Source organism: Streptomyces sp. NPDC098781 (genome assembly GCF_044759995.1).
GTDB lineage: Bacteria > Actinomycetota > Actinomycetes > Streptomycetales > Streptomycetaceae > Streptomyces.
The window spans coordinates 1,038,062-1,057,081 of the sequence record NZ_JBIWAK010000002.1 but is presented as its reverse complement, the minus strand read 5'-3'; the positions used below and the strand labels follow the sequence as shown (position 1 = coordinate 1,057,081).

Annotated in this window: 18 protein-coding genes; 14 read left to right on the top strand and 4 right to left on the bottom strand. The window is 72.5% G+C overall.

What is annotated here, in order from left to right; translation table 11 throughout:
• Positions 1-2: 2 nt before the first annotated feature.
• Positions 3-746 carry an MBL fold metallo-hydrolase gene (locus tag ACIQWG_RS10830; RefSeq protein WP_404093057.1) on the bottom strand — a complete coding sequence of 248 codons (744 nt, stop codon included), beginning with the start codon at positions 744-746 and terminating at the stop codon, positions 3-5.
• 164 nt (positions 747-910) lie between these two features.
• Between ACIQWG_RS10830 and hrcA the strand changes: the two genes are divergently transcribed.
• The 10 genes from hrcA (at position 911) to ACIQWG_RS10780 (ending at position 11,842) form a co-directional block, all read left to right on the top strand.
• On the top strand, positions 911-1,927 hold the full coding sequence (gene hrcA / locus ACIQWG_RS10825; protein ID WP_404093055.1) for a heat-inducible transcriptional repressor HrcA: 1,017 nt from the start codon (positions 911-913) through the stop codon (positions 1,925-1,927).
• Positions 1,928-3,067 (top strand): molecular chaperone DnaJ, encoded by a 1,140-nt coding sequence (dnaJ, locus tag ACIQWG_RS10820; protein WP_404093052.1) that lies wholly within the window; start codon positions 1,928-1,930, stop codon positions 3,065-3,067. It abuts the gene before it with no gap.
• 191 nt (positions 3,068-3,258) lie between these two features.
• Complete coding sequence (locus ACIQWG_RS10815) at positions 3,259-4,344, top strand: nitronate monooxygenase (protein WP_404093050.1); 1,086 nt, start codon at positions 3,259-3,261, stop codon at positions 4,342-4,344.
• Positions 4,341-5,096 carry a 16S rRNA (uracil(1498)-N(3))-methyltransferase gene (locus ACIQWG_RS10810; RefSeq protein WP_404093048.1) on the top strand — a complete coding sequence of 252 codons (756 nt, stop codon included), beginning with the start codon at positions 4,341-4,343 and terminating at the stop codon, positions 5,094-5,096. Before ACIQWG_RS10815 ends, ACIQWG_RS10810 begins: the two co-directional genes overlap by 4 nt.
• Positions 5,097-5,116: 20 nt before the next feature.
• Positions 5,117-5,509: a VOC family protein gene (locus tag ACIQWG_RS10805; RefSeq protein WP_404093045.1), complete on the top strand. Its 393-nt coding sequence runs from the start codon at positions 5,117-5,119 to the stop codon at positions 5,507-5,509.
• A gap of 91 nt (positions 5,510-5,600) precedes the next feature.
• A complete protein-coding gene (locus ACIQWG_RS10800) occupies positions 5,601-6,158 on the top strand; it encodes a hypothetical protein (protein ID WP_404093042.1) in 558 nt (185 codons plus the stop codon).
• A 74-nt stretch (positions 6,159-6,232) separates the two neighbouring features.
• Complete coding sequence (locus ACIQWG_RS10795) at positions 6,233-9,442, top strand: S41 family peptidase (RefSeq protein ID WP_404093040.1); 3,210 nt, start codon at positions 6,233-6,235, stop codon at positions 9,440-9,442.
• A 121-nt stretch (positions 9,443-9,563) separates the two neighbouring features.
• Complete coding sequence (locus ACIQWG_RS10790; RefSeq protein ID WP_404093038.1) at positions 9,564-9,917, top strand: histidine triad nucleotide-binding protein; 354 nt, start codon at positions 9,564-9,566, stop codon at positions 9,915-9,917.
• 6 nt (positions 9,918-9,923) lie between these two features.
• On the top strand, positions 9,924-10,829 hold the full coding sequence (locus ACIQWG_RS10785) for a ribonuclease Z (RefSeq protein ID WP_404093037.1): 906 nt from the start codon (positions 9,924-9,926) through the stop codon (positions 10,827-10,829).
• A gap of 20 nt (positions 10,830-10,849) precedes the next feature.
• Positions 10,850-11,842 carry an adenosine deaminase gene (locus tag ACIQWG_RS10780; RefSeq protein WP_404093034.1) on the top strand — a complete coding sequence of 331 codons (993 nt, stop codon included), beginning with the start codon at positions 10,850-10,852 and terminating at the stop codon, positions 11,840-11,842.
• Here the strand turns inward: ACIQWG_RS10780 and ACIQWG_RS10775 are convergent.
• Positions 11,835-13,070: an MFS transporter gene (locus ACIQWG_RS10775; protein ID WP_404093032.1), complete on the bottom strand. Its 1,236-nt coding sequence runs from the start codon at positions 13,068-13,070 to the stop codon at positions 11,835-11,837. The genes ACIQWG_RS10780 and ACIQWG_RS10775 overlap by 8 nt on opposite strands.
• A gap of 201 nt (positions 13,071-13,271) precedes the next feature.
• On the bottom strand, positions 13,272-14,057 hold the full coding sequence (locus ACIQWG_RS10770) for an IclR family transcriptional regulator (RefSeq protein ID WP_404093030.1): 786 nt from the start codon (positions 14,055-14,057) through the stop codon (positions 13,272-13,274).
• A gap of 114 nt (positions 14,058-14,171) precedes the next feature.
• On the opposite strand from ACIQWG_RS10770, the gene ACIQWG_RS10765 reads away from it, so the two are divergent.
• The 3 genes from ACIQWG_RS10765 to ACIQWG_RS10755 all read left to right on the top strand — a co-directional run bounded on the left by ACIQWG_RS10765 (position 14,172) and on the right by ACIQWG_RS10755 (position 17,659).
• Positions 14,172-15,110: a 5-dehydro-4-deoxyglucarate dehydratase gene (locus tag ACIQWG_RS10765; protein WP_404093028.1), complete on the top strand. Its 939-nt coding sequence runs from the start codon at positions 14,172-14,174 to the stop codon at positions 15,108-15,110.
• Positions 15,107-16,396, top strand: coding sequence for a glucarate dehydratase family protein (locus ACIQWG_RS10760; RefSeq protein ID WP_404093026.1), 1,290 nt, complete (start codon positions 15,107-15,109; stop codon positions 16,394-16,396). Before ACIQWG_RS10765 ends, ACIQWG_RS10760 begins: the two co-directional genes overlap by 4 nt.
• Positions 16,397-16,501: 105 nt before the next feature.
• On the top strand, positions 16,502-17,659 hold the full coding sequence (locus ACIQWG_RS10755; protein WP_404093025.1) for a carbohydrate kinase family protein: 1,158 nt from the start codon (positions 16,502-16,504) through the stop codon (positions 17,657-17,659).
• A 35-nt stretch (positions 17,660-17,694) separates the two neighbouring features.
• Here ACIQWG_RS10755 and ACIQWG_RS10750 read toward each other — a convergent pair whose 3' ends face one another.
• Complete coding sequence (locus ACIQWG_RS10750; RefSeq protein WP_404093022.1) at positions 17,695-18,495, bottom strand: VOC family protein; 801 nt, start codon at positions 18,493-18,495, stop codon at positions 17,695-17,697.
• 113 nt (positions 18,496-18,608) lie between these two features.
• Here ACIQWG_RS10750 and ACIQWG_RS10745 point away from each other — a divergent pair, with 113 nt between their 5' ends.
• Positions 18,609-19,001 carry a nuclear transport factor 2 family protein gene (locus ACIQWG_RS10745; protein WP_404093019.1) on the top strand — a complete coding sequence of 131 codons (393 nt, stop codon included), beginning with the start codon at positions 18,609-18,611 and terminating at the stop codon, positions 18,999-19,001.
• The last annotated feature ends 19 nt before the right edge of the window (positions 19,002-19,020 follow it).

The window sequence follows — 19,020 nt, the reverse complement described above, 5'->3', positions numbered from 1 at the left end:
CTTCACCGCGACACGCCGAATCTCGACGCGAGCTCGTCCCGCTGCCGTCGTACGAACCCCGCGTCCACCACCGCTCCGTGACCGGGCACGTACAGCGCGTCCTCGCCGCCCAGGGCCAGCAGACGGTCCAGGGCGGCCGGCCAGTGGGACGGTACGGCGTCGGAGCCGGCCTGGGGTTCGCCGGACTCCTCCACCAGATCGCCGCAGAAGACCACCTCCCGGTCACCGGCCACCTCGCCCGGCACCAGCACGGCCAGGTCGTGGGCCGTGTGGGCGGGGCCCACGTTCGCCAGCAGCACCTGGCGGCCGCCGCCCAGGTCGAGGGTCCACTCGCCGCTCACCTGGTGGTGCGGGCGGATCAGCGCGTCCACGGACTCCTCCGCCGCCGCCATGTCCAGGCCGTTGCGGACCGCGTCGTCACGCAGCTCCGCGCGCGCGTGCCGTCCGTCGAGGACCGTCTCCATGCCCACCGGGCCGTACACCTCGGTGCCCGCGAACGCCGCCGCCCCGAAGACATGATCGAAATGAGGATGGGTCAGCGCGAGATGAGTCACACGGTGACCCGCGAGCCACTGCGCCTGCGTACGCAACCGCGCGCCCTCCGCCAGCGACGACCCGGCGTCCACGAGCAAGGCCGTGCCCTCCCCGACGACCAGCCCGGCCGTGCAGTCCCAGACCGGAAGCCGACACCGGCCGACCCCCGAAGCCAGCCGCTCCCACCCCAGCTCTTCCCAAGTCACCGTCATACGGCGACGCTAGCCAAGAGGCCCCCGCCGAGCACGGCGGACCTGGCCCGGCCTTGCCCGGGGCGTACCCCACCGCCGTACACTGGCCGGGGACAGCTGGCACTCGGACGGACAGAGTGCCAGGAAAGGTGCCAAGGGAACCGACTTCTGGAGGTGCGCGCGACATGCTGAGTGAACGCAGGCTCCAGGTGCTGCGCGCCATCGTCCAGGACTATGTCGGGACCGAGGAGCCGGTCGGGTCGAAGGCCCTGACCGAGCGGCATAACCTCGGCGTCTCCCCGGCCACCGTGCGCAACGACATGGCGGCCCTGGAGGACGAGGGCTTCATCGCCCAGCCGCACACCAGTGCCGGGCGCATCCCGACCGACAAGGGCTACCGGCTGTTCGTCGACAAGCTCGCCGGCGTCAAGCCGATGACCCCGCCCGAGCGCCGCGCCATCCAGAACTTCCTGGACGGCGCGGTCGACCTGGACGACGTGGTGGCCCGGACCGTACGGCTGCTCGCGCAGCTCACCCGGCAGGTCGCCGTCGTGCAGTACCCGTCGCTGACCCGGTCCACCGTCCGTCATGTCGAGCTGCTCTCGCTCGCGCCCGCGCGCCTGATGCTCGTCCTGATCACGGACACCGGGCGGGTCGAGCAGCGGATGATCGACTGCCCGGCGCCCTTCGGTGAGAGTTCGCTCGCCGATCTTCGCGCGCGGCTGAACAGCAAGATCGCGAGCCGGCGCTTCACCGATGTGCCCCGGCTCGTCGAGGATCTCCCCGAGGCCTTCGACATCGAGGACCGGGGCACCGTCTCGACCGTGCTCTCCACCCTCCTGGAGACGCTCGTCGAGGAGAACGAGGAGCGGCTGATGATCGGCGGCACCGCCAATCTCACCCGCTTCGGACATGACTTCCCCCTCACCATCCGGCCGGTGCTCGAGGCACTGGAGGAGCAGGTCGTGCTCCTCAAGTTGCTTGGCGAGGCCGGGGATTCGGGCATGACCGTGCGCATCGGGCACGAGAACGCCTACGAGGGACTCAACTCCACGTCCGTCGTGTCGGTGGGCTACGGTTCGGGCGGCGAGGCAGTCGCCAAGCTCGGCGTGGTCGGACCGACCCGCATGGATTACCCGGGAACGATGGGAGCGGTACGCGCAGTGGCACGTTACGTCGGACAGATCCTGGCGGAGTCGTAAGTGGCCACGGACTACTACGCCGTGCTCGGCGTGCGTCGCGACGCGTCGCAGGAAGAGATCAAGAAGGCCTTCCGGCGGCTCGCCCGCGAGCTGCACCCGGACGTCAACCCGGACCCGAAGACCCAGGAGCGGTTCAAGGAGATCAACGCCGCTTACGAGGTGCTGTCGGACCCGCAGAAGAAGCAGGTCTACGACCTCGGCGGCGACCCGCTGTCCCAGGCGGGCGGCGCCGGTGGCGCGGGCGGCTTCGGCGCGGGTGGCTTCGGCAACTTCTCGGACATCATGGACGCGTTCTTCGGTACGGCGTCCCAGCGCGGTCCGCGCTCGCGCACCCGGCGCGGCCAGGACGCGATGATCCGGCTGGAGGTCGAGCTCGACGAGGCCGCCTTCGGCACCACGAAGGACATCCAGGTCGACACGGCCGTCGTCTGCAACACCTGTAACGGTGAAGGTGCCGCGCCCGGCACCTCCGCCCAGACGTGTGACATGTGCCGCGGCCGCGGTGAGGTGTCGCAGGTGACCCGGTCCTTCCTGGGCCAGGTCATGACGTCCCGGCCCTGCCCGCAGTGCCAGGGCTTCGGCACCGTCGTCCCGACCCCGTGCCCCGAGTGCGCGGGCGACGGCCGTGTCCGGTCCCGCCGGACGCTCACGGTGAAGATCCCGGCCGGTGTCGACAACGGCACCCGGATCCAGCTCGCCGGCGAGGGCGAGGTCGGGCCCGGTGGCGGTCCCGCCGGTGACCTCTACGTCGAGATCCACGAGCTGCCGCACTCGACCTTCCAGCGGCGCGGCGACGACCTGCACTGCACGGTGACGATCCCGATGACCGCGGCGTCCCTCGGCACGAAGGTGCCGCTGGAGACGCTGGACGGCATGGAGGAGGTCGACATCCGGCCCGGCACCCAGTCCGGCCAGTCGATCCCGCTGCACGGTCGCGGTGTGACGCATCTGCGCGGCGGCGGACGCGGCGACCTCATCGTGCACGTCGAGGTCCAGACCCCGACCAAGCTGGACCCGGAACAGGAGCGCCTGCTGCGCGAGCTGGCCAAGCTGCGGGGCGAGGAGCGACCTACGGGACAGTTCCAGCCTGGGCAGCAGGGGTTGTTCTCGCGGTTGAAGGACGCCTTCAACGGTCGCTGACGTGAGCTGTGGGCCGGCCGCTGGGGGTCCGGGGGTCGGCCCCCGGGTGGGCACAGTCGGCCTGGGCAGCAGGGGTTGTTCTCGCGGTTGAAGGACGCCTTCAACGGTCGCTGAGTCCTCGGGCTGTGGCGGCCTGTGCCAAGCGGCGCACCGGATTCGGACTTGTTCGGAGGACGTGACAACATGCGGTCATGTCCTCCGCACTGACCGATCTCTTCCCGCGTCCGATCGTGCAGGCCCCCATGGCGGGCGGCGTCTCCGTGCCGCAGCTCGCCGCCGCCGTGTCCGAGGCCGGGGGGCTGGGGTTTCTCGCCGCCGGGTACAAAACCGCCGACGGGATGTACCAGGAGATCAAGCAGTTGCGGGGGCTGACCCAGCGGCCCTTCGGCGTGAACCTGTTCATGCCGCAGCCCGAGTACGCCGACCCCGCGGCGGTGGACGTCTACGCGCATCAGCTGGCCGGGGAGGCCGCCTGGTACGAGGTCGAGCTGGGGGACCGCGACAGCGGACGGGACGACGGCTACGACGCCAAGCTCGCCGTGCTGCTCGACAACCCGGTGCCCGTCGTCTCCTTCCACTTCGGCGTGCCCAGCGGTGACGTACTGGAGTCCCTGCGCCGTGCGGGCACCCTCACCCTGGTCACCGCGACCACCCCGGACGAGGCCCTCGCCGTGGAGCGGGCCGGCGCCGACGCGGTGATCGTGCAGGGCGTCGAGGCCGGCGGCCACCAGGGCACCCACCGCGACAACCCCGAGACCGACGGCTCCGGCATCGGACTGCTGTCGCTCATCGCCCAGGTCCGCGAGACGGTGAGCCTTCCGCTCGTCGCCGCCGGCGGCATCATGCGCGGTAGCCAGATCGCCGCCGCCCTCGCGGCCGGTGCCGCCGCCGCACAGCTCGGCACCGCGTTCCTCGCCACCCCGGAGTCCGGCGCCAACGCCCTGCACAAGCAGGCGCTGACCAACCCCCTGTTCGTCCGCACCGAGCTGACGCGCGCCTTCTCCGGGCGTCCCGCGCGCGGCCTCGTCAACCGCTTCATGCGCGAGCACGGGCCGTACGCCCCCGCCGCCTACCCCGAGATCCACCACCTCACCTCGCCGCTGCGCAAGAAGGCCGCCGGGTCCGGCGACCCGCAGGGCATGGCCCTGTGGGCGGGACAGGGGCACCGCATGGCACGCGAACTGCCCGCCGGACAGCTCGTGGAGGTCCTGGCGGCCGAACTGGGCGCCGCCTCGACAGCGTTGTCGGTGTTCCCGCAGGGCGGTGCCGGACGATGACCGCGCCGGTGTTCGTCGTCGAGTCGTTGGAGCGGACCGCGCTGTCCGGCGGTGAGTACGTGCTCGACGGGCCCGAGGGACGGCACGCGGTCTCGGTGAAGCGGCTGCGGGCCGGCGAGGAGGTCGTCCTCACCGACGGACGGGGGCGCTGGGCCGAGGGGGTAGTCAAGGCGGCCGAGGGAAAGGACCGGCTGGTCGTCGACCTGGGCGCGGTGGCCGAGGAGCCGCCGGAGCTGCCCCGGATCACCGTCGTCCAGGCCCTGCCCAAGGGCGACCGCGGTGAGCTGGCCGTCGAGACCATGACCGAGACCGGCGTCGACGCGATCGTGCCGTGGGCGGCCGCCCGGTGCGTCACCCAGTGGAAGGGCGAGCGGGGCGCCAAGGCCCTCGGCAAGTGGCGGTCCACCGCCCGCGAGGCCGGCAAGCAGTCGCGCCGGGTGCGCTTCCCCGAGGTCATGGACGCGGCGACGACCAAGCAGGTCGCGGCACTTCTCGCCGGGGCCGACTTCGCCGCCGTACTCCACGAGGACCGCGACTACGGCAGCGAGCCGCTCGCGACCGCCGAACTGCCCGCCGAGGGCGAGATCGTGCTCGTCGTCGGGCCCGAAGGCGGCGTGGCGCCGGAGGAGTTGGCCCTCTTCGAGGAGGCGGGCGCGAAGGCGTACCGTCTGGGCCGTACCGTCCTGCGCACGTCCACCGCCGGGACCGCGGCGACGGCGCTGCTCCTCGGCCGTACCGGCCGCTGGTCCTGACCCCGGGAGGGACGTCCGCCGTGGAACTCGCCCAAGTACGACTGCTGGTCAGCGACTTCGCCGCGTGCTACCGCTTCTACGCCGACGTCCTCGGCCTCAAACCGCAGTCGGGCGCGACGAACGGGCCGTACGAGAAGTTCAGCCCCGTCACCGGCTCGGCGGGCATCGCGCTCCAGGACCGGGCGATGATGGCCGAGATCCTCGGCGAACTCGGCGACGACGCCACCGGCCACCGTTCCCTGGTCGTACTGCGGGTGGACGACCTGGACGCCTACTGCGCCCAGCTCACCGAACGCGGCACGCCCCTCCTGCACGGCCCCGCCCCCATGACCGACCGCATGCGCGTCGCCCACCTCAAGGACCCGGAGGGCAACGTGGTGGAGCTCCAGGAGTGGCTGCTGCTGCGCATCTGAGACCGACGGGCGCCACCGCTCCCGCGGTTGGGCAGGGAGTGGCCGTATGCGCTCTACCGCGTCGGCGGGGACAGTGGCAGGCTGCCGTCCCATGGGGGTTTTCGACAGGGTTCGGGGTCGCTCGGGGCGGCTGCCGCGTGGGGCGCGGGTGATGGGTGCCGCGGGGGTCGTGGTGCTCGCCCTCGGTGGGGCCGTCGGGTGTGATCCCGGGGGGCTGAACACCGCGACCGTGGCGTTCACGACCGATCAGACCGTGACCGCGGAGCTGGAGCGGCAGAAGGCCGATGTGCAGTGGCTCAACTGCACCGGCTCGTACGAGGGCGGTGGCGGCGACAGTTCGGCGACGGCCAGTGAGAACACCGTCGTCAAGGTGGACTGCGAGGGCGAGACCCGGGACGGCAAGGACATCACCGTCACCGGGCGGATCACCCGGGCCGTCAGCGGATCCTGTGTGCGCGGGGATCTCGTCGCCAAGATCGACGGCAAGGAGTGGTTCCACGTGAACGGGCTGGGCAACTGCGACGCCACGCCCTCGCCCGTCGATCCGGGCGGCGACGGCGGTCAGCAGCCGGGGCCCACCGTCACGGTGACCGTCACCAAGACCGTCTACTGCAAGCAGCACCCGAACTGCTGGCCGGAGGGCAAGTGACCCCACGGACGGGGGAGATGACCAAGTGATCCAAAGGACTGTCCTCGGACGTCGCCCCTGCTTATGGTGATCGGGTGACTCAGCCCGCGACCTCCGCATCGTCCTCGTATCTGCGGTATCCGCATCTGCACGGCGACCTGGTCGCCTTCACCGCCGAGGACGACGTGTGGCTCGCCCCGCTCGACGGCGGCCGGGCCTGGCGGATCAGCGCCGACAACGTGCCGGTCACCCGGCCGCGCATCTCGCCCGACGGGACGACCGTCGCCTGGACCTCCACCCGCGACGGCGCCCCCGAGGTGCACATCGCGCCCGTTGACGGTGGACCCTCCAAGCGCCTGACGCACTGGGGCAGTTGGCAGACCCGGGTGCGCCGCTGGACCCCCGACGGCAAGGTCCTCGCGATCAGTACCCGGGGCCAGGCGGGCAGCCGACGCACCTGGGCCCACACGGTCCCGCTCGACGGCGGTCCGGCCACCACCCTGCCGTACGGCCCCGTCGGCGACGTCGTGCACGGGCCGCACCTCGTGCTCGCCTCCGCGCCCATGGGCCTGGAGGCGGCCCGGTGGAAGCGCTACCGGGGCGGCACCGCGGGCAAGTTGTGGATCGACCGGGACGGGGACGGGGAGTTCGTACGGCTGCACGAGGAGCTGGACGGGAACCTCGAGGACCCCCTGTGGGTGGGCGAGCGGGTCGGCTTTCTCTCCGATCACGAGGGGGTGGGGGCGGTGTACTCGTCCCTGCCCGACGGCTCCGGGCTACGGCGGCACACCCCCGTCGACGGCTTCTACGCCCGGCACGCCGCGAGCGACGGCACCCGTGTCGTCTACTCCTGCGCCGGTGAACTGTGGCTCCTGGACGACCTCGACGGGGCCGAGCCGCGTCCGCTGGACATCCGGCTCGGCGGGCAGCGCACCGACCGGCAGCCGTACTCGCTGAACGCCGCCCGCGCGTTCGGGGAGGCCGCGCCCGACCACACCGCACGCGGCAGCGCCGTCGCCGTCCGGGGCGCGGTGCACTGGGTCACCCACCGCTCCGGTCCCGCCCGCGCGCTCGCCGCCGAGCCGGGGGTTCGCGCGAGACTGCCGCGCACCTTCCGCGCGGAGGGCGAGGAGTGGGTGGTGTGGGTGACGGACGCGGAGGGCGACGACGCGCTGGAGTTCGCGCCCGCGACCGGGCTCGCGCCGGGATCCACCCCGCGCAGGCTCGGCGCCGGGCAGTTGGGCCGCGTCCTGGAACTCGCCATGGCGCCCGACGGAAGCCGCGCCGCGGTCGCCTCCCACGACGGACGCGTCCTCCTCGTCGAACGGGAGAGCGGTGAGGTCCGCGAGCTCGACCGCAGCGCCGACGGCGACGTGTCCGGGCTGGTCTTCTCGCCGGACTCGGCCTGGCTCGCCTGGTCGCACCCCGGCCCGCGCCCGCTCAGCCAGCTCAAGCTCGCCAACACCACCGACCTGTCGGTCTCCGAGGCGACCCCGCTGCGCTTCCAGGACTACGCCCCCGCGTTCACACAGGACGGCAAGCACCTGGTCTTCCTGTCGACCCGCGCCTTCGACCCGGTCTACGACGAGCACGTCTTCGACCTCGCCTTCGTGGTCGGCTCCCGCCCGCACCTGATCACCCTCGCCGCGACCACGCCCTCCCCCTTCGGCCCGCAGCGCCACGGCCGCCCCTTCGACGCGCCGGACAAGGACGAGACCCCCGACAGCGAGGGCACCCCCACCACCCGCATCGACCTCGAGGGCCTCGCCGACCGGATCGTCCCGTTCCCGGTCGAGGCCGCCCGCTACACCCACCTGCGGGCCGCCAAGGACGGCGTGCTGTGGCTGCGGCACCCCGTGCGCGGCGCCCTCGGCGCCTCCCGGGCCACCCCCGACGACCCCGAGCCCAAGACCGAGCTGGAGCGCTACGACCTCCTCCAGCGCCGGGTGGAGCATCTCGCCGACGACGCCGACGACTTCGAGGTCAGCGGCGACGGCAAACGGGTGCTGCTGTGGACGGACGGCAGGCTCAAGGTCGTACCGAGCGACCGGCGGGCCTCCGGCGACGAGGACAGCGACACCAACATCACCGTGGACCTGACCCGCGTACGGCAGACGGTCGACCCGTCCGCCGAGTGGCGGCAGATGTTCGACGAGGCCGGCCGCATCATGCGGGACCACTTCTGGCGGCCGGACATGAGCGGCGTGGACTGGACGGCCGTACTGGACCGCTACCGCCCCCTGCTCGACCGGGTGGCCACCCACGACGACCTGATCGACCTGCTGTGGGAGGTCCAGGGCGAGCTGGGCACCTCGCACGCCTACGTCGCCGGGCGCGGCGGCTTCGGCGGCGGCCCCCGGCAGGGGCTGCTCGGCGCCGACATCTCCCTTCACGATGACGACAGTTGGCGTATCGACCGGATCCTGCCGTCGGAGACCTCCGACCCCGAAGCACGGGCGCCGCTGGCCGCGCCCGGGGTCGCGGTGCGCGCCGGGGACGCCATCGTGGCGGTGGCCGGGGTGCCGGTCGATCCGGTGACCGGGCCCGGACCGCTGCTCGTCGGTACCGCGGGCAAGGCGGTGGAGCTGACGATCTCGCCGGCCGGCGGCGGGGACGTACGGCACGCGGTGGTCGTACCGATCGCGGACGAGCAGCCGCTGCGCTACCACGCGTGGGTGGCGGACCGGCGGGCGTACGTCCACGAGAGGTCCGGCGGCCGGCTCGGCTATCTGCACGTCCCGGACATGCAGGCGCCGGGCTGGGCCCAGATCCACCGTGACCTGCGGGTCGAGGTGGCGCGGGAGGGCCTCGTCGTGGATGTCCGCGAGAACGGCGGCGGACACACCTCCCAGCTGGTCGTGGAGAAGCTGGCGCGGAAGATCGTCGGCTGGGAACTGCCGCGCGGGATGCGGCCGTACAGCTATCCGCAGGACGCCCCGCGCGGACCCGTGGTGGCGGTGGCGGACGAGTTCTCCGGTTCGGACGGGGACATCGTCAACGCGGCGATCAAGGCCCTCGGGCTCGGCCCCGTGGTGGGCACGCGCACCTGGGGCGGCGTGATCGGCATCGACAGCCGCTATCGCCTGGTCGACGGCACGCTCATCACCCAGCCGAAGTACGCGATCTGGCTGGAGGGCTACGGCTGGGACGTCGAGAACCACGGCGTCGACCCGGACGTGGAGGTGGTCCAGCGCCCGCAGGACTGGGCGGCGGGGCGGGACGCGCAGTTGGACGAGGCGATTCGCATCGCCCTGGAGAGCCTGGAGAACAGTCCGGCGAAAACACCGCCCGCTCTGCCGACCTGAGGGGCGCGGGCTGTGTCGACATGCGGCTCCGCCGCGTGGGCGCGATCAACCCCCACGAACCCGCACCCGGCGACGATACGATGCCCCCTGTAAACCGACCCGCTCAACCCCCGGAGGGAACATGGCAGGGGAACCGCAGGACGACTGCCTGTTCTGCAAGATCGTCGGAGGGCACGTCCCGGCGACGATCGTGCGGGAGACGGACACGACCGTCGCGTTCCGGGACATCAACCCCCAGGCGCCGACCCACATCCTGATCATCCCCAAGGCGCACCACGCGGACGCGGCCGCGCTCGCCACCGCCGAGCCGTTGCTCGCCGCGGACGTCCTGCGCGAGGCCCAGGCCGTCGCCGACGAGGAAAAGCTGGAGAGCTACCGCATCGTGTTCAACACGGGCACCGGTGCCGGCCAGACCGTCTTCCACGCCCACGCCCACCTCCTCGGCGGCCGCGGCATGCAGTGGCCCCCCGGGTAACTCGACATGTCCGTACGTGAATTGGTCGTCCTCGGAACCGCCAGCCAGGTCCCGACCCGGCACCGGAACCACAACGGCTATCTGCTGCGGTGGGACGGGGACGGCATCCTCTTCGATCCCGGCGAGGGCACACAGCGGCAGATGCTGCGGGCGGGGGTCGCCGCCCACGACCTGAACCGGATCTGTGTCACCCACTTCCACGGGGACCACTCGCTCGGGCTCGCCGGGGTGATCCAGCGGATCAACCTCGACAAGGTCCCGCACCCCGTCACCGCCCACTACCCGCGTTCCGGGCAGCGCTTCTTCGACCGGCTGCGCTACGCCACCGCCTATCGCGAGACCGTCGACCTCGGCCAGGCGCCGATCAGCGAGGACGGCGTCATCGCCGCCACCGGCGCCTACACCCTGGACGCCGCCCGGCTCTCGCACCCCGTCGAGTCCTACGGCTATCGCCTCGTCGAGCCCGACACCCGCCGCATGCTGCCCGAACGGCTCGCCGCGCACGGCATCAAGGGGCCGGACGTCGGACGGCTCCAGCGGGACGGGGAGCTCGGCGGGGTCTCGCTCGACGAAGTGAGCGAGATGCGGCGCGGTCAGCGGTTCGCGTTCGTCATGGACACCCGGCTGTGCGACGGGGTGTACACCCTCGCCGACGGCTGCGACATGCTCGTCATCGAGTCCACCTTCCTGGACGAGGACACCGAACTCGCCGTGGAGCACGGCCACCTGACCGCCGGTCAGGCCGCCCGCGTCGCGCTCGACTGCGGCGTACGGCATCTCGTGCTGACCCACTTCAGCCAGCGCTACACCGACCCCGACGAGTTCGAGCGGCAGGCACGTGACGCCGGCTTCGAGGGGGAGCTGACCGTGGCCCACGACCTACTGCGGGTACCGCTGCCGAAACGTCGGTAATACGGCCGTACGATGCTTTGATGTCCCTCCCCAAAGCAGAACTGCACCTCCACATCGAAGGCACCCTCGAACCCGAGCTCGCCTTCGAACTGGCCGCGCGCAATGGCGTCGAGCTGCCGTACCTGGACACCGACGAGCTCCGCAAGGCCTACCGGTTCGAGGACCTCCAGTCCTTTCTGAACCTGTACTACGAGCTCATGGCCGTCCTGCGCACCGAGCGGGACTTCGAGGACCTCGCGAACGCCTACCTGGCCCGTGCCGCCGCCCAGGGCGTGCGGCACGCGGAGATCTTCTTCGACCCGCAGGCGCACACCAAGCGGGGCCTGGAGCTGGGCACGGTCGTCGAGGGGCTGTGGCGGGCGCTGGGGAGCAGCGAGGCGAACCACGGCGTCTCCACCCGGCTGATCATGTGCTTCCTGCGCGACGACTCCGCCGAGTCGGCCATGGCGACGCTGCGGGCCGCCGAGCCGTATCTCGACCGGATCACCGGCGTCGGCCTCGACTCGGCCGAGGTCGGGCATCCGCCGGTGAAGTTCCGTGAGGTGTACGAGGCCGCCGCCGCGCTCGGTCTGCGGCGCGTCGCGCATGCCGGCGAGGAGGGGCCGCCCGCCTACATCACCGAGGCCCTCGACGTCCTCGGCGTCGAGCGGGTCGACCACGGGCTGCGCTGCATGGAGGATCCGGCGCTGGTCGAGCGGCTGGTGCGGGAGCGGGTGCCGCTGACGCTGTGCCCGCTGTCGAACGTGCGGCTGCGCACGGTCGACGTCCTCGCCGACCACCCGCTGCCCGCGATGCTGGATGCCGGGCTGATGTGCACGGTCAACTCCGACGACCCGGCGTACTTCGGCGGGTACGCCGGCGACAACTTCGACGCGGTGCGCTCGGCGCTCGGCCTCGATGGGGAACGGCTGCGGGAACTCGCCCGCAACTCCTTCCTCGCCTCCTTCCTGGAGGACGACGAGGAGTTGCGGGCGCGGTATCTCGCCGAGGTCGAGGGCTACGAGTTCAGGTAGCCGGCGTGAGGCGCTCGGGGGCGGCGGGCGCGGCCTCGACGGAGTCCAGGGGGATCTCGACGACCTCCACGACTTCGGTGATCTCGACGATCTCGACGGTCGCCGGGGAGCGCCTGCCCAGCGCCACCGCGGTCAGCGGTACGGCGATCACCAGCAGCCCCACCGCGAGGACCGCGCCCATCGCCGGGAACCCGGCCTGGGCCGACAGCACGCTCCCGGCCAGCGGGCCCGCCGCCGTGCCCAGCGACGACGCCGAGCCGACGAGGACCGCCCAGCGGCCGCGCGAGTCCAGGGAGGCGGCGAGGCCGATGACGTACGACAGGACGATCGGGTAGAGGGTGTTCCAGGCGATCTCGCCGGTCGCGAAGGTCGCGAGGTCGGTGGCGGACGCGCTCACCGCGATGCAGGCCGCGATGAGGACCGTGCCGCCGCCGATCGGCAGCGCGCGGCCGAGGCGCGGGCCGAGCGCGCCCGCACCCGTCACGCCGAGCAGCCCGGCGCCGAGCGCCACGGCGAACACCGCGCCCACCGTGGCCTCGGTCAGCTGTGCCTGCGTCAGTCCGATCCGGCCGCTGACGCCCCACAGGGAGTTCTGGGCGAGGGACCAGCACAGCATGCAGGCGGCGAGGACCAGGCCGGGGCGGCGGTGCGGGACACGGGAGGCGGCCCGTGACGCCTGGGGCTGCGGGGCGGCGCCCGAGGGCAGCCGGCTGGTCAGCGGCCATACGGCGAGTGCGGTGAGGGCGATGGCGGCCAGTGGCTGGCCGTGGCCCGCGCCGAGGTGCGGAACCGTGAGATAGACGGCCCCCGCGAGCGCGGAGACACCGAGCAGGCCGACCGTGGTGACCCGGTGCGGGTCGGGCTGGGCGGCGATGCGGGTGGCGGCGACCGCGGTGGCCGTACCGGATCCGAAGCCGCCGAGCAGGACGCCCAGGACGACGGCCGGAACGGCGTGTGCGAGAGCCGCGCCGCCGTAGCCGAACAGGGCCAGGGCGAGGCCGAAGCGGGCCAGCGCACGGGCGCCGATCCGGTCGACGCGGGAGGCCAGCAGGAAGCCGGCCGACGCCGAACTCAGCAGCAGCGCGCTGCCGACGGCGCCCGCCTGGGTGGGGGAGAGCGGAAGTCCGGAGTCGAGCCTGCCGACGACCGTCGGCAGCAGATAGGGGGCGAGGTACCCGGCCGTGAAAAGGGCGACGAGGGGCCAGGGAGTGGAGCGGGGGGCGAACACGGGCGTTCCCAGGGCATGCGAAAGGAGCGGCACAAGAAGGGGGAGGGGCGCAGGCCGTCGACGGACAGGAACGCGCGGGCAATTTGTATCAAGCAGGGGGACGTGCGAAAAAGCGGGGGCGGTGTGATCTGAGGCACGTTCTGTTTGGGGTGGGGCAACCCGGGTAGGAGTGCGGCCCTTGCCGACCCGGTGCAGGTGCTCTCACCTGCGCCAATGCACCGTCCCGCGCCCGCCGGGCACCGTCGCCTCGATCTTCGCCCTGATCTCCCGCATCACCGCGACGATCCGGTCCTCGTGCTCGGCCGACAGCCGGGCCACCGGCACCGAGCAACTGATCGCGTCCTGGGCCGGGGTGTCGTAGCGCAGGGCGAAGCCGAAGCCGACGATGCCGGTGACGCCCTCCTCGCGATCGACCGACCAGCCGCGCGCCCGCACCTCGGCGAGGTCCTCGGCGAGGGCCGCGGGGGTGGTACGGGAGTTGGGGGTGAGGGCCTGGTACGGGCCGTCGGGGAGGTCGCCGTCGGGCCGTTCGGCGAGCAGCGCCTTGCCCAGGGCGCCGGCATGGGCCGGGAGGCGCCGGCCGACCCTGCTGATCGTCCTGAGGTATTCGTGCGACTCGCGCGTCGCCAGATAGGCCACGTCCCGGCCGTCGAGCCGGCCCATGTGGATCGTCTCGCCCAGCGCGTCGGACGCCTCGTCGAGATAGGGGCGTACGAGACGGACGCGCGGGTCGGAGTCGAGGTAGCTGGTGCCGGTCAGCAGGGCGTGGATGCCGATGCCGTACAGGGAGCCGGTGACGTCGGTGCGGACCCAGCCGCGCGCGATCAGGGTCTGGAGCAGCGCGTACATGGAGCTGCGCGGCACGGCCAGTTCGTCGGCCAGCTCCTGGAGGCGTGCCGGGCGGTCGCCGCGCGCGGCGAGGAGTTCCAGCAGCTCGACCGTCCGCGCCGCCGACTTCACCTCGCGGACGCCGCCTGTCTCTGACATGCGCCGATGGTAATCGGGCCGAACGCGGGATTGACGGTGCTGGTTCGCGTATCTAATCTCGATTCTCATACATGGATGAGGTCTACATAGGGAGATGACGGGGAGATGGCGAGGGTGAGCCTCGAATCGGACACGGCCCGACGGCTGCGGGAGGGGATGGCGCGCGGCGTGCTGTCGTTCCCGCTCACGAGCTTCCACGAGGACGGCTCGCTGGACCCGGACGGCTTCCGCGCCCATGTCGCCGACCGGCTCGCCACCGGCCCCGGCGCCCTCTTCCCCGCCTGCGGCACCGGCGAGTTCTTCTCGCTGGACGAGGACGAGTACCGCCAGGTCGTCTCCGTCGCCGTCGAAGAGGCGGGCGGGCGGGTGCCCGTGGTCGCCGGGACCGGGTACGGCTGGGCGCAGGCCGTCCGCTTCGCCCGGATCGCCGAGGAGGCCGGCGCCGACGCCCTCCTGGTCCTGCCGCACTATCTGATCGCCGCGCCGCAGAACGGCCTGGTCGCCCAGCTGGAGCAGATCGCGGCGCGCACCCGCCTCCCGCTCATCGCCTACCAGCGCGGCCAAGTCGCCTTCACCGCCGAGTCGTTGCGGCGCATCGCGAGCCTCCCCGGCGTCATCGGCCTCAAGGACGGCCACAGCGACCTCGACCGCCTCCAGCGCCTCACCCTCGCCGCCCCCGAGGACTTCCTCTTCTTCAACGGCGCCCTCACCGCCGAGGTCCAGGCCCGCGCCTACGCCGCCGTCGGCGTCCCGGCCTACTCCTCCGCCGTCCACGCCTTCGCCCCCGAGATCGCGAACGCCTTCTTCGCCGCCCTCGCCGACGGCGACCACGGCACGGTCGACAAGCTGCTGCGCGACTTCTACATCCCGTTCGTCGAGCTGCGCGACCGGGTGCCGGGATACTCCGTGTCCCTGGTGAAGGCGGCGGCCCGGCTGCGCGGCCACCCCGTCGGCCCCGTACGCGCCCCGCTCACCGACCCGTCGGCCGCCGACCGCGCCGAGCTGCGCACCCTGCTCGCCGCCGGACTCGACCTCGTGGGGGCCGCCCTGTGAACCTCACCGTCCGGGACGTACGGCTGACCCCGGTCCTCGTCGCCGACCCGCCGCTGCTGAACACCCAGGGCGTCCACCAGCCGTACACACCCCGGCTGATCGTGGAGGTCGAGACGGCGGACGGGGTCGTCGGGGTCGGCGAGACGTACGGCGACACCAAGTACCTCGAGCTCGCCCGGCCGTTCGCGGGGAAGCTGATCGGCCGTCAAGTCAGCGACCTCAACGGCCTGTTCGCGTTCGCCGACGAGGTGGCCGTCGACCGGTCCCGGGTGTCCGGGCAGGTCGACGTCGGCGGGCTGCGCGGCGTCCAGACCACCGACAAGCTGCGGCTGTCCGTCGTCTCCGGCTTCGAGGTGGCCTGTCTCGACGCCCTGGGCAAGGCGCTCGGGCTGCCGGTGCACGCACTGCTCGGGGGCAAGGTGCGGGACGCGGTCGAGTACAGCGCGTACCTGTTCTACAAGTGGGCCGGCCACCCGGCGGGCGTGCGCGCGGAGAAGGACGACTGGGGTGCCGCGCTCGACCCGGACGGGGTCGTGGCGCAGGCGCGCCGGTTCAAGGAGCGGTACGGGTTCACGTCCTTCAAGCTGAAGGGCGGGGTCTTCCCGCCGGACGAGGAGATCGCGGCGATCCGGGCGCTCGCCGAGGCCTTTCCCGGGCACCCCCTGCGGCTCGACCCCAACGGGGCCTGGTCCGTGGAGACCTCGCTGAAGGTGGCGCGGGAGCTCGGGGACGTCCTGGAGTACCTGGAGGACCCGGCCCTCGGCACGGACGCCATGGCGGAGGTCGCCGCGCGCGGCGGGGTGCCGCTGGCGACCAACATGTGCGTGACGACGTTCGCCGAGATCAAGGAGGCCTTCGTCAAGGACGCCGTGCAGGTGGTCCTCTCCGACCACCACTACTGGGGCGGGCTGCGCAACACCCGGCAACTGGCCGCGATCTGCCACACGTTCGGCGTCGGGGTGTCCATGCACTCCAACACCCACCTGGGCATCTCCCTGGCCGCGATGACCCACGTGGCGTCGACCCTCCCCGGCCTCCACCACGCCTGCGACTCCCACTACCCCTGGCAGTCCGAGGACGTCCTCACCGAGCGCCTCACCTTCGACGCCGGCCGGGTCGCCGTGCCGGACGCGCCCGGTCTGGGGATCGAGCTGGACCGGGACCGGCTCGCGTCCCTGCACCGGCGCTGGCTGGATGACGACGGCTCGCTCAGGGACCGGGACGACGCGGCGGCGATGCGGGTGGCCGAGCCGGGGTGGCGGACGCCCGCGGTGCCGCGCTGGTAGCGGCCGTCCCACCGGCCCGGACGGCGGGCCCGGGCAAGATCGCGGTGGCGTTGTCAGTGGGGTGGTGCACACTGGCCAGATCAGCACCACCTCAGGGAGCGCACCGTGATCACGCCCGCTGTGCCCACCGGAAAGGGAGCCTCGGCCCAGGGGCCGTCGGCCAAGGCGACGGGGCCGTACCGCAGGGCCCAGGTCGATCCACTCGCCGGGCTGCGCGCGCCCGCCGACCCGCCCTGGGACGTGTACCTCACGGGCACGGTCTTCCTGGACATCATCTTCACCGGGCTCGACTCGGCCCCGGTGCGCGGGACCGAGTCCTGGGCGCGGGGGATGGGCTCCAGCCCGGGCGGCGTCGCGAACATGGCCTCCGCCCTGGCCCGCCTCGGCCTGAAGACGTCCCTCGCGGCGGCCTTCGGCGACGACCACTACGGCGACTACTGCTGGGACGCGCTGGAGCAGGGCGAGGGCATCGACCTGTCCCCGTCGCGCACGGTCCCGGGCTGGCACTCACCGGTGACGGTCTCGATGGCGTACGAGGGCGAGCGCACGATGGTCTCGCACGGCCACGAGCCGCCCCCCGAGGAGCCGGCGCCCGACTGCCCGCCCCGCGCCCGCGCCGCCGTGGCCTCCCTGGTGCCGGGCACCCGCGCCCCCTGGATCGCCCAGGCCGCGAGCAAGGGCACCCGCGTCTTCGCCGACGTGGGCTGGGACGACACCGGCGCGTGGGACCTGGCCGGACTGGCCGACCTGGAGCACTGCGAGGCGTTCCTGCCGAACGCGCAGGAGGCCATGCGGTACACGGGCACCGACTGCCCCCGCAAGGCGGCCCAGGCCCTGACCGCGCACGTGCCGATGGCGGTGGTCACCCTCGGCGCGGACGGCGCGTACGCGGTGGACGGCAGGACCGGGGAGACGGCGGAGGTCCCCGCCATCGCCGTCGAGGCACTGGACCCGACGGGCGCCGGTGATGTCTTCGTGGCCGGTTTCGTCACCGGCACCCTGGCCGAGTGGCCGCTGGCCGACCGGCTGGCCTTCGCGGGGCTCACGGCCGCCCTTTCCGTCCAGGAGTTCGGCGGCTCCCTGTCCGCCCCGAGCTGGGCCGAGATCGGTGCCTGGTGGCGCCAGGTCCAGTCCCTCGACGGGCAGGACCCCGAGGCGCTGCACCGGTACGCGTTCCTTGCGGACCTGGTGCCGGAGGAGGCGGGCAGACCCTGGCCGTTGCGCAGGGCGGTGCCGACGATCGGGTTCAGACGGTCGGCGTGAGGACGGTCGGGTGTGCGAGCGGGCGCCTTCCGGGCTCAGCTCGGCGGCGCCGGCGTCAGCACCACGAAGTCCGCGCCCGACGGGTCCACGCACACCGCCAGCCGGCCGACACCCTCGGCGTCCTCCGGCCCCATCTGCACACTGCCGCCGTTCTCCACGGCCCTGGCGACGGCCGCGTCGCAGTCGTCGACGTTGAAGACCGGGTGCCAGTAAGGCAGCCCGTTCGCCAGCGCGAGGTTCTCCGGGGGGAGCTCCATCAGGCCGCCCTGCATCCGGTCCTCGGACAGCCCGGCGGGCGTGATGAGGGTGTACGCGCCTCCGCCGCCCGGCAGTTCCATATCGCTGTACTGCCAGCCGAAGACCCCGCCGTAGAACTCCTTCGCGGCCGAGGCGTCGGTCGTGTACAGCTCGGTCCAGGACAGCGAGCCCGACTCGTCCGCCAGCTCGAAGCCCGCGTTCTTCCCCGGCTGCCACACGGCGAACTGCCCGCCCAGCGAATCGCTGAACTGCGCCATTCGACCCCAGTCGTCGAGGTCCATCGGCTCCACCCGCACGGTGCCGCCCGCGCTCCGGACGGACTGCGCCGCGGCGTCCGCGTCCGTGACGGTGTAGTAGATCATCCAGGCCGACCGCGCCCCCTCCTCGGTGAGCCTGCCGAGGCCGGCGACGGTCTTGCCGTCCTTCTTGAACATCCCGCCTTCGAAGTCCTCGTCCTCGCCCATGGACTCGTACTCCCAGCCGAGCACCGCTCCGTAGAAGGCCGCGGAGGACCGCACGTCGGGAGCGCCGAGGTCGAGCCAACAGGGGGAGCCGGGCGCCTGGTCGGTGGTGATCATGACGATTGCCTTTCGCCGGTCCTGTATGTCCTCAGCCTGACATCCGGCACCGACAACCGCCCCTCGGCCGCGCATCGGGCGCCCAGCCGTCCGGCGCTGGTTACCATCCGGCCATGAGCGACGACGCGGACACCGCGGTACGCAACGAACTCGCCGCCCGCGCGGACGACTGGGCGGCGGCCATGCTCTCCAACGACCCCGCGCGGATCGCCGACTTCATGGCCGGGGACTGGGCCATCGTCTCGGAGTCGGGCGTCTCCACCCGCGAGGAGTTCCTCGCCCACATCGAGTCCGGCGACCTGACCCACTCGGCCTTCCGGATCGTCGGCGACCCCAGGGTCCGGGTGCACGGCGACTCGGCGGTGGTCACGGCCCGGATCACGAACACCGCCCACTACAGGGGCGAGCGCTTCGACGCCGACGAGTGGACGACCGACGTGTTCGTGAGGCGAGGCGAGCACTGGCTCTGCGTACTCAGCCACATCACGGCGGCCGTCGAGCGCTGAGCGGAGCCCTGAGCCGTCA

Coding starts and splice junctions, on each gene's coding strand:
- ACIQWG_RS10770 (WP_404093030.1), bottom strand. CDS start 14,057: ATGTCAGAGACAGGCGGCGTCCGCGAGGTGAAGTCGGCGGCGCGGACG.
- hrcA (WP_404093055.1), top strand. CDS start 911: ATGCTGAGTGAACGCAGGCTCCAGGTGCTGCGCGCCATCGTCCAGGAC.
- ACIQWG_RS10830 (WP_404093057.1), bottom strand. CDS start 746: ATGACGGTGACTTGGGAAGAGCTGGGGTGGGAGCGGCTGGCTTCGGGG.
- ACIQWG_RS10790 (WP_404093038.1), top strand. CDS start 9,564: ATGGCAGGGGAACCGCAGGACGACTGCCTGTTCTGCAAGATCGTCGGA.
- ACIQWG_RS10810 (WP_404093048.1), top strand. CDS start 4,341: ATGACCGCGCCGGTGTTCGTCGTCGAGTCGTTGGAGCGGACCGCGCTG.
- ACIQWG_RS10800 (WP_404093042.1), top strand. CDS start 5,601: ATGGGGGTTTTCGACAGGGTTCGGGGTCGCTCGGGGCGGCTGCCGCGT.
- ACIQWG_RS10780 (WP_404093034.1), top strand. CDS start 10,850: ATGTCCCTCCCCAAAGCAGAACTGCACCTCCACATCGAAGGCACCCTC.
- ACIQWG_RS10745 (WP_404093019.1), top strand. CDS start 18,609: ATGAGCGACGACGCGGACACCGCGGTACGCAACGAACTCGCCGCCCGC.
- ACIQWG_RS10815 (WP_404093050.1), top strand. CDS start 3,259: ATGTCCTCCGCACTGACCGATCTCTTCCCGCGTCCGATCGTGCAGGCC.
- ACIQWG_RS10750 (WP_404093022.1), bottom strand. CDS start 18,495: ATGATCACCACCGACCAGGCGCCCGGCTCCCCCTGTTGGCTCGACCTC.
- ACIQWG_RS10785 (WP_404093037.1), top strand. CDS start 9,924: ATGTCCGTACGTGAATTGGTCGTCCTCGGAACCGCCAGCCAGGTCCCG.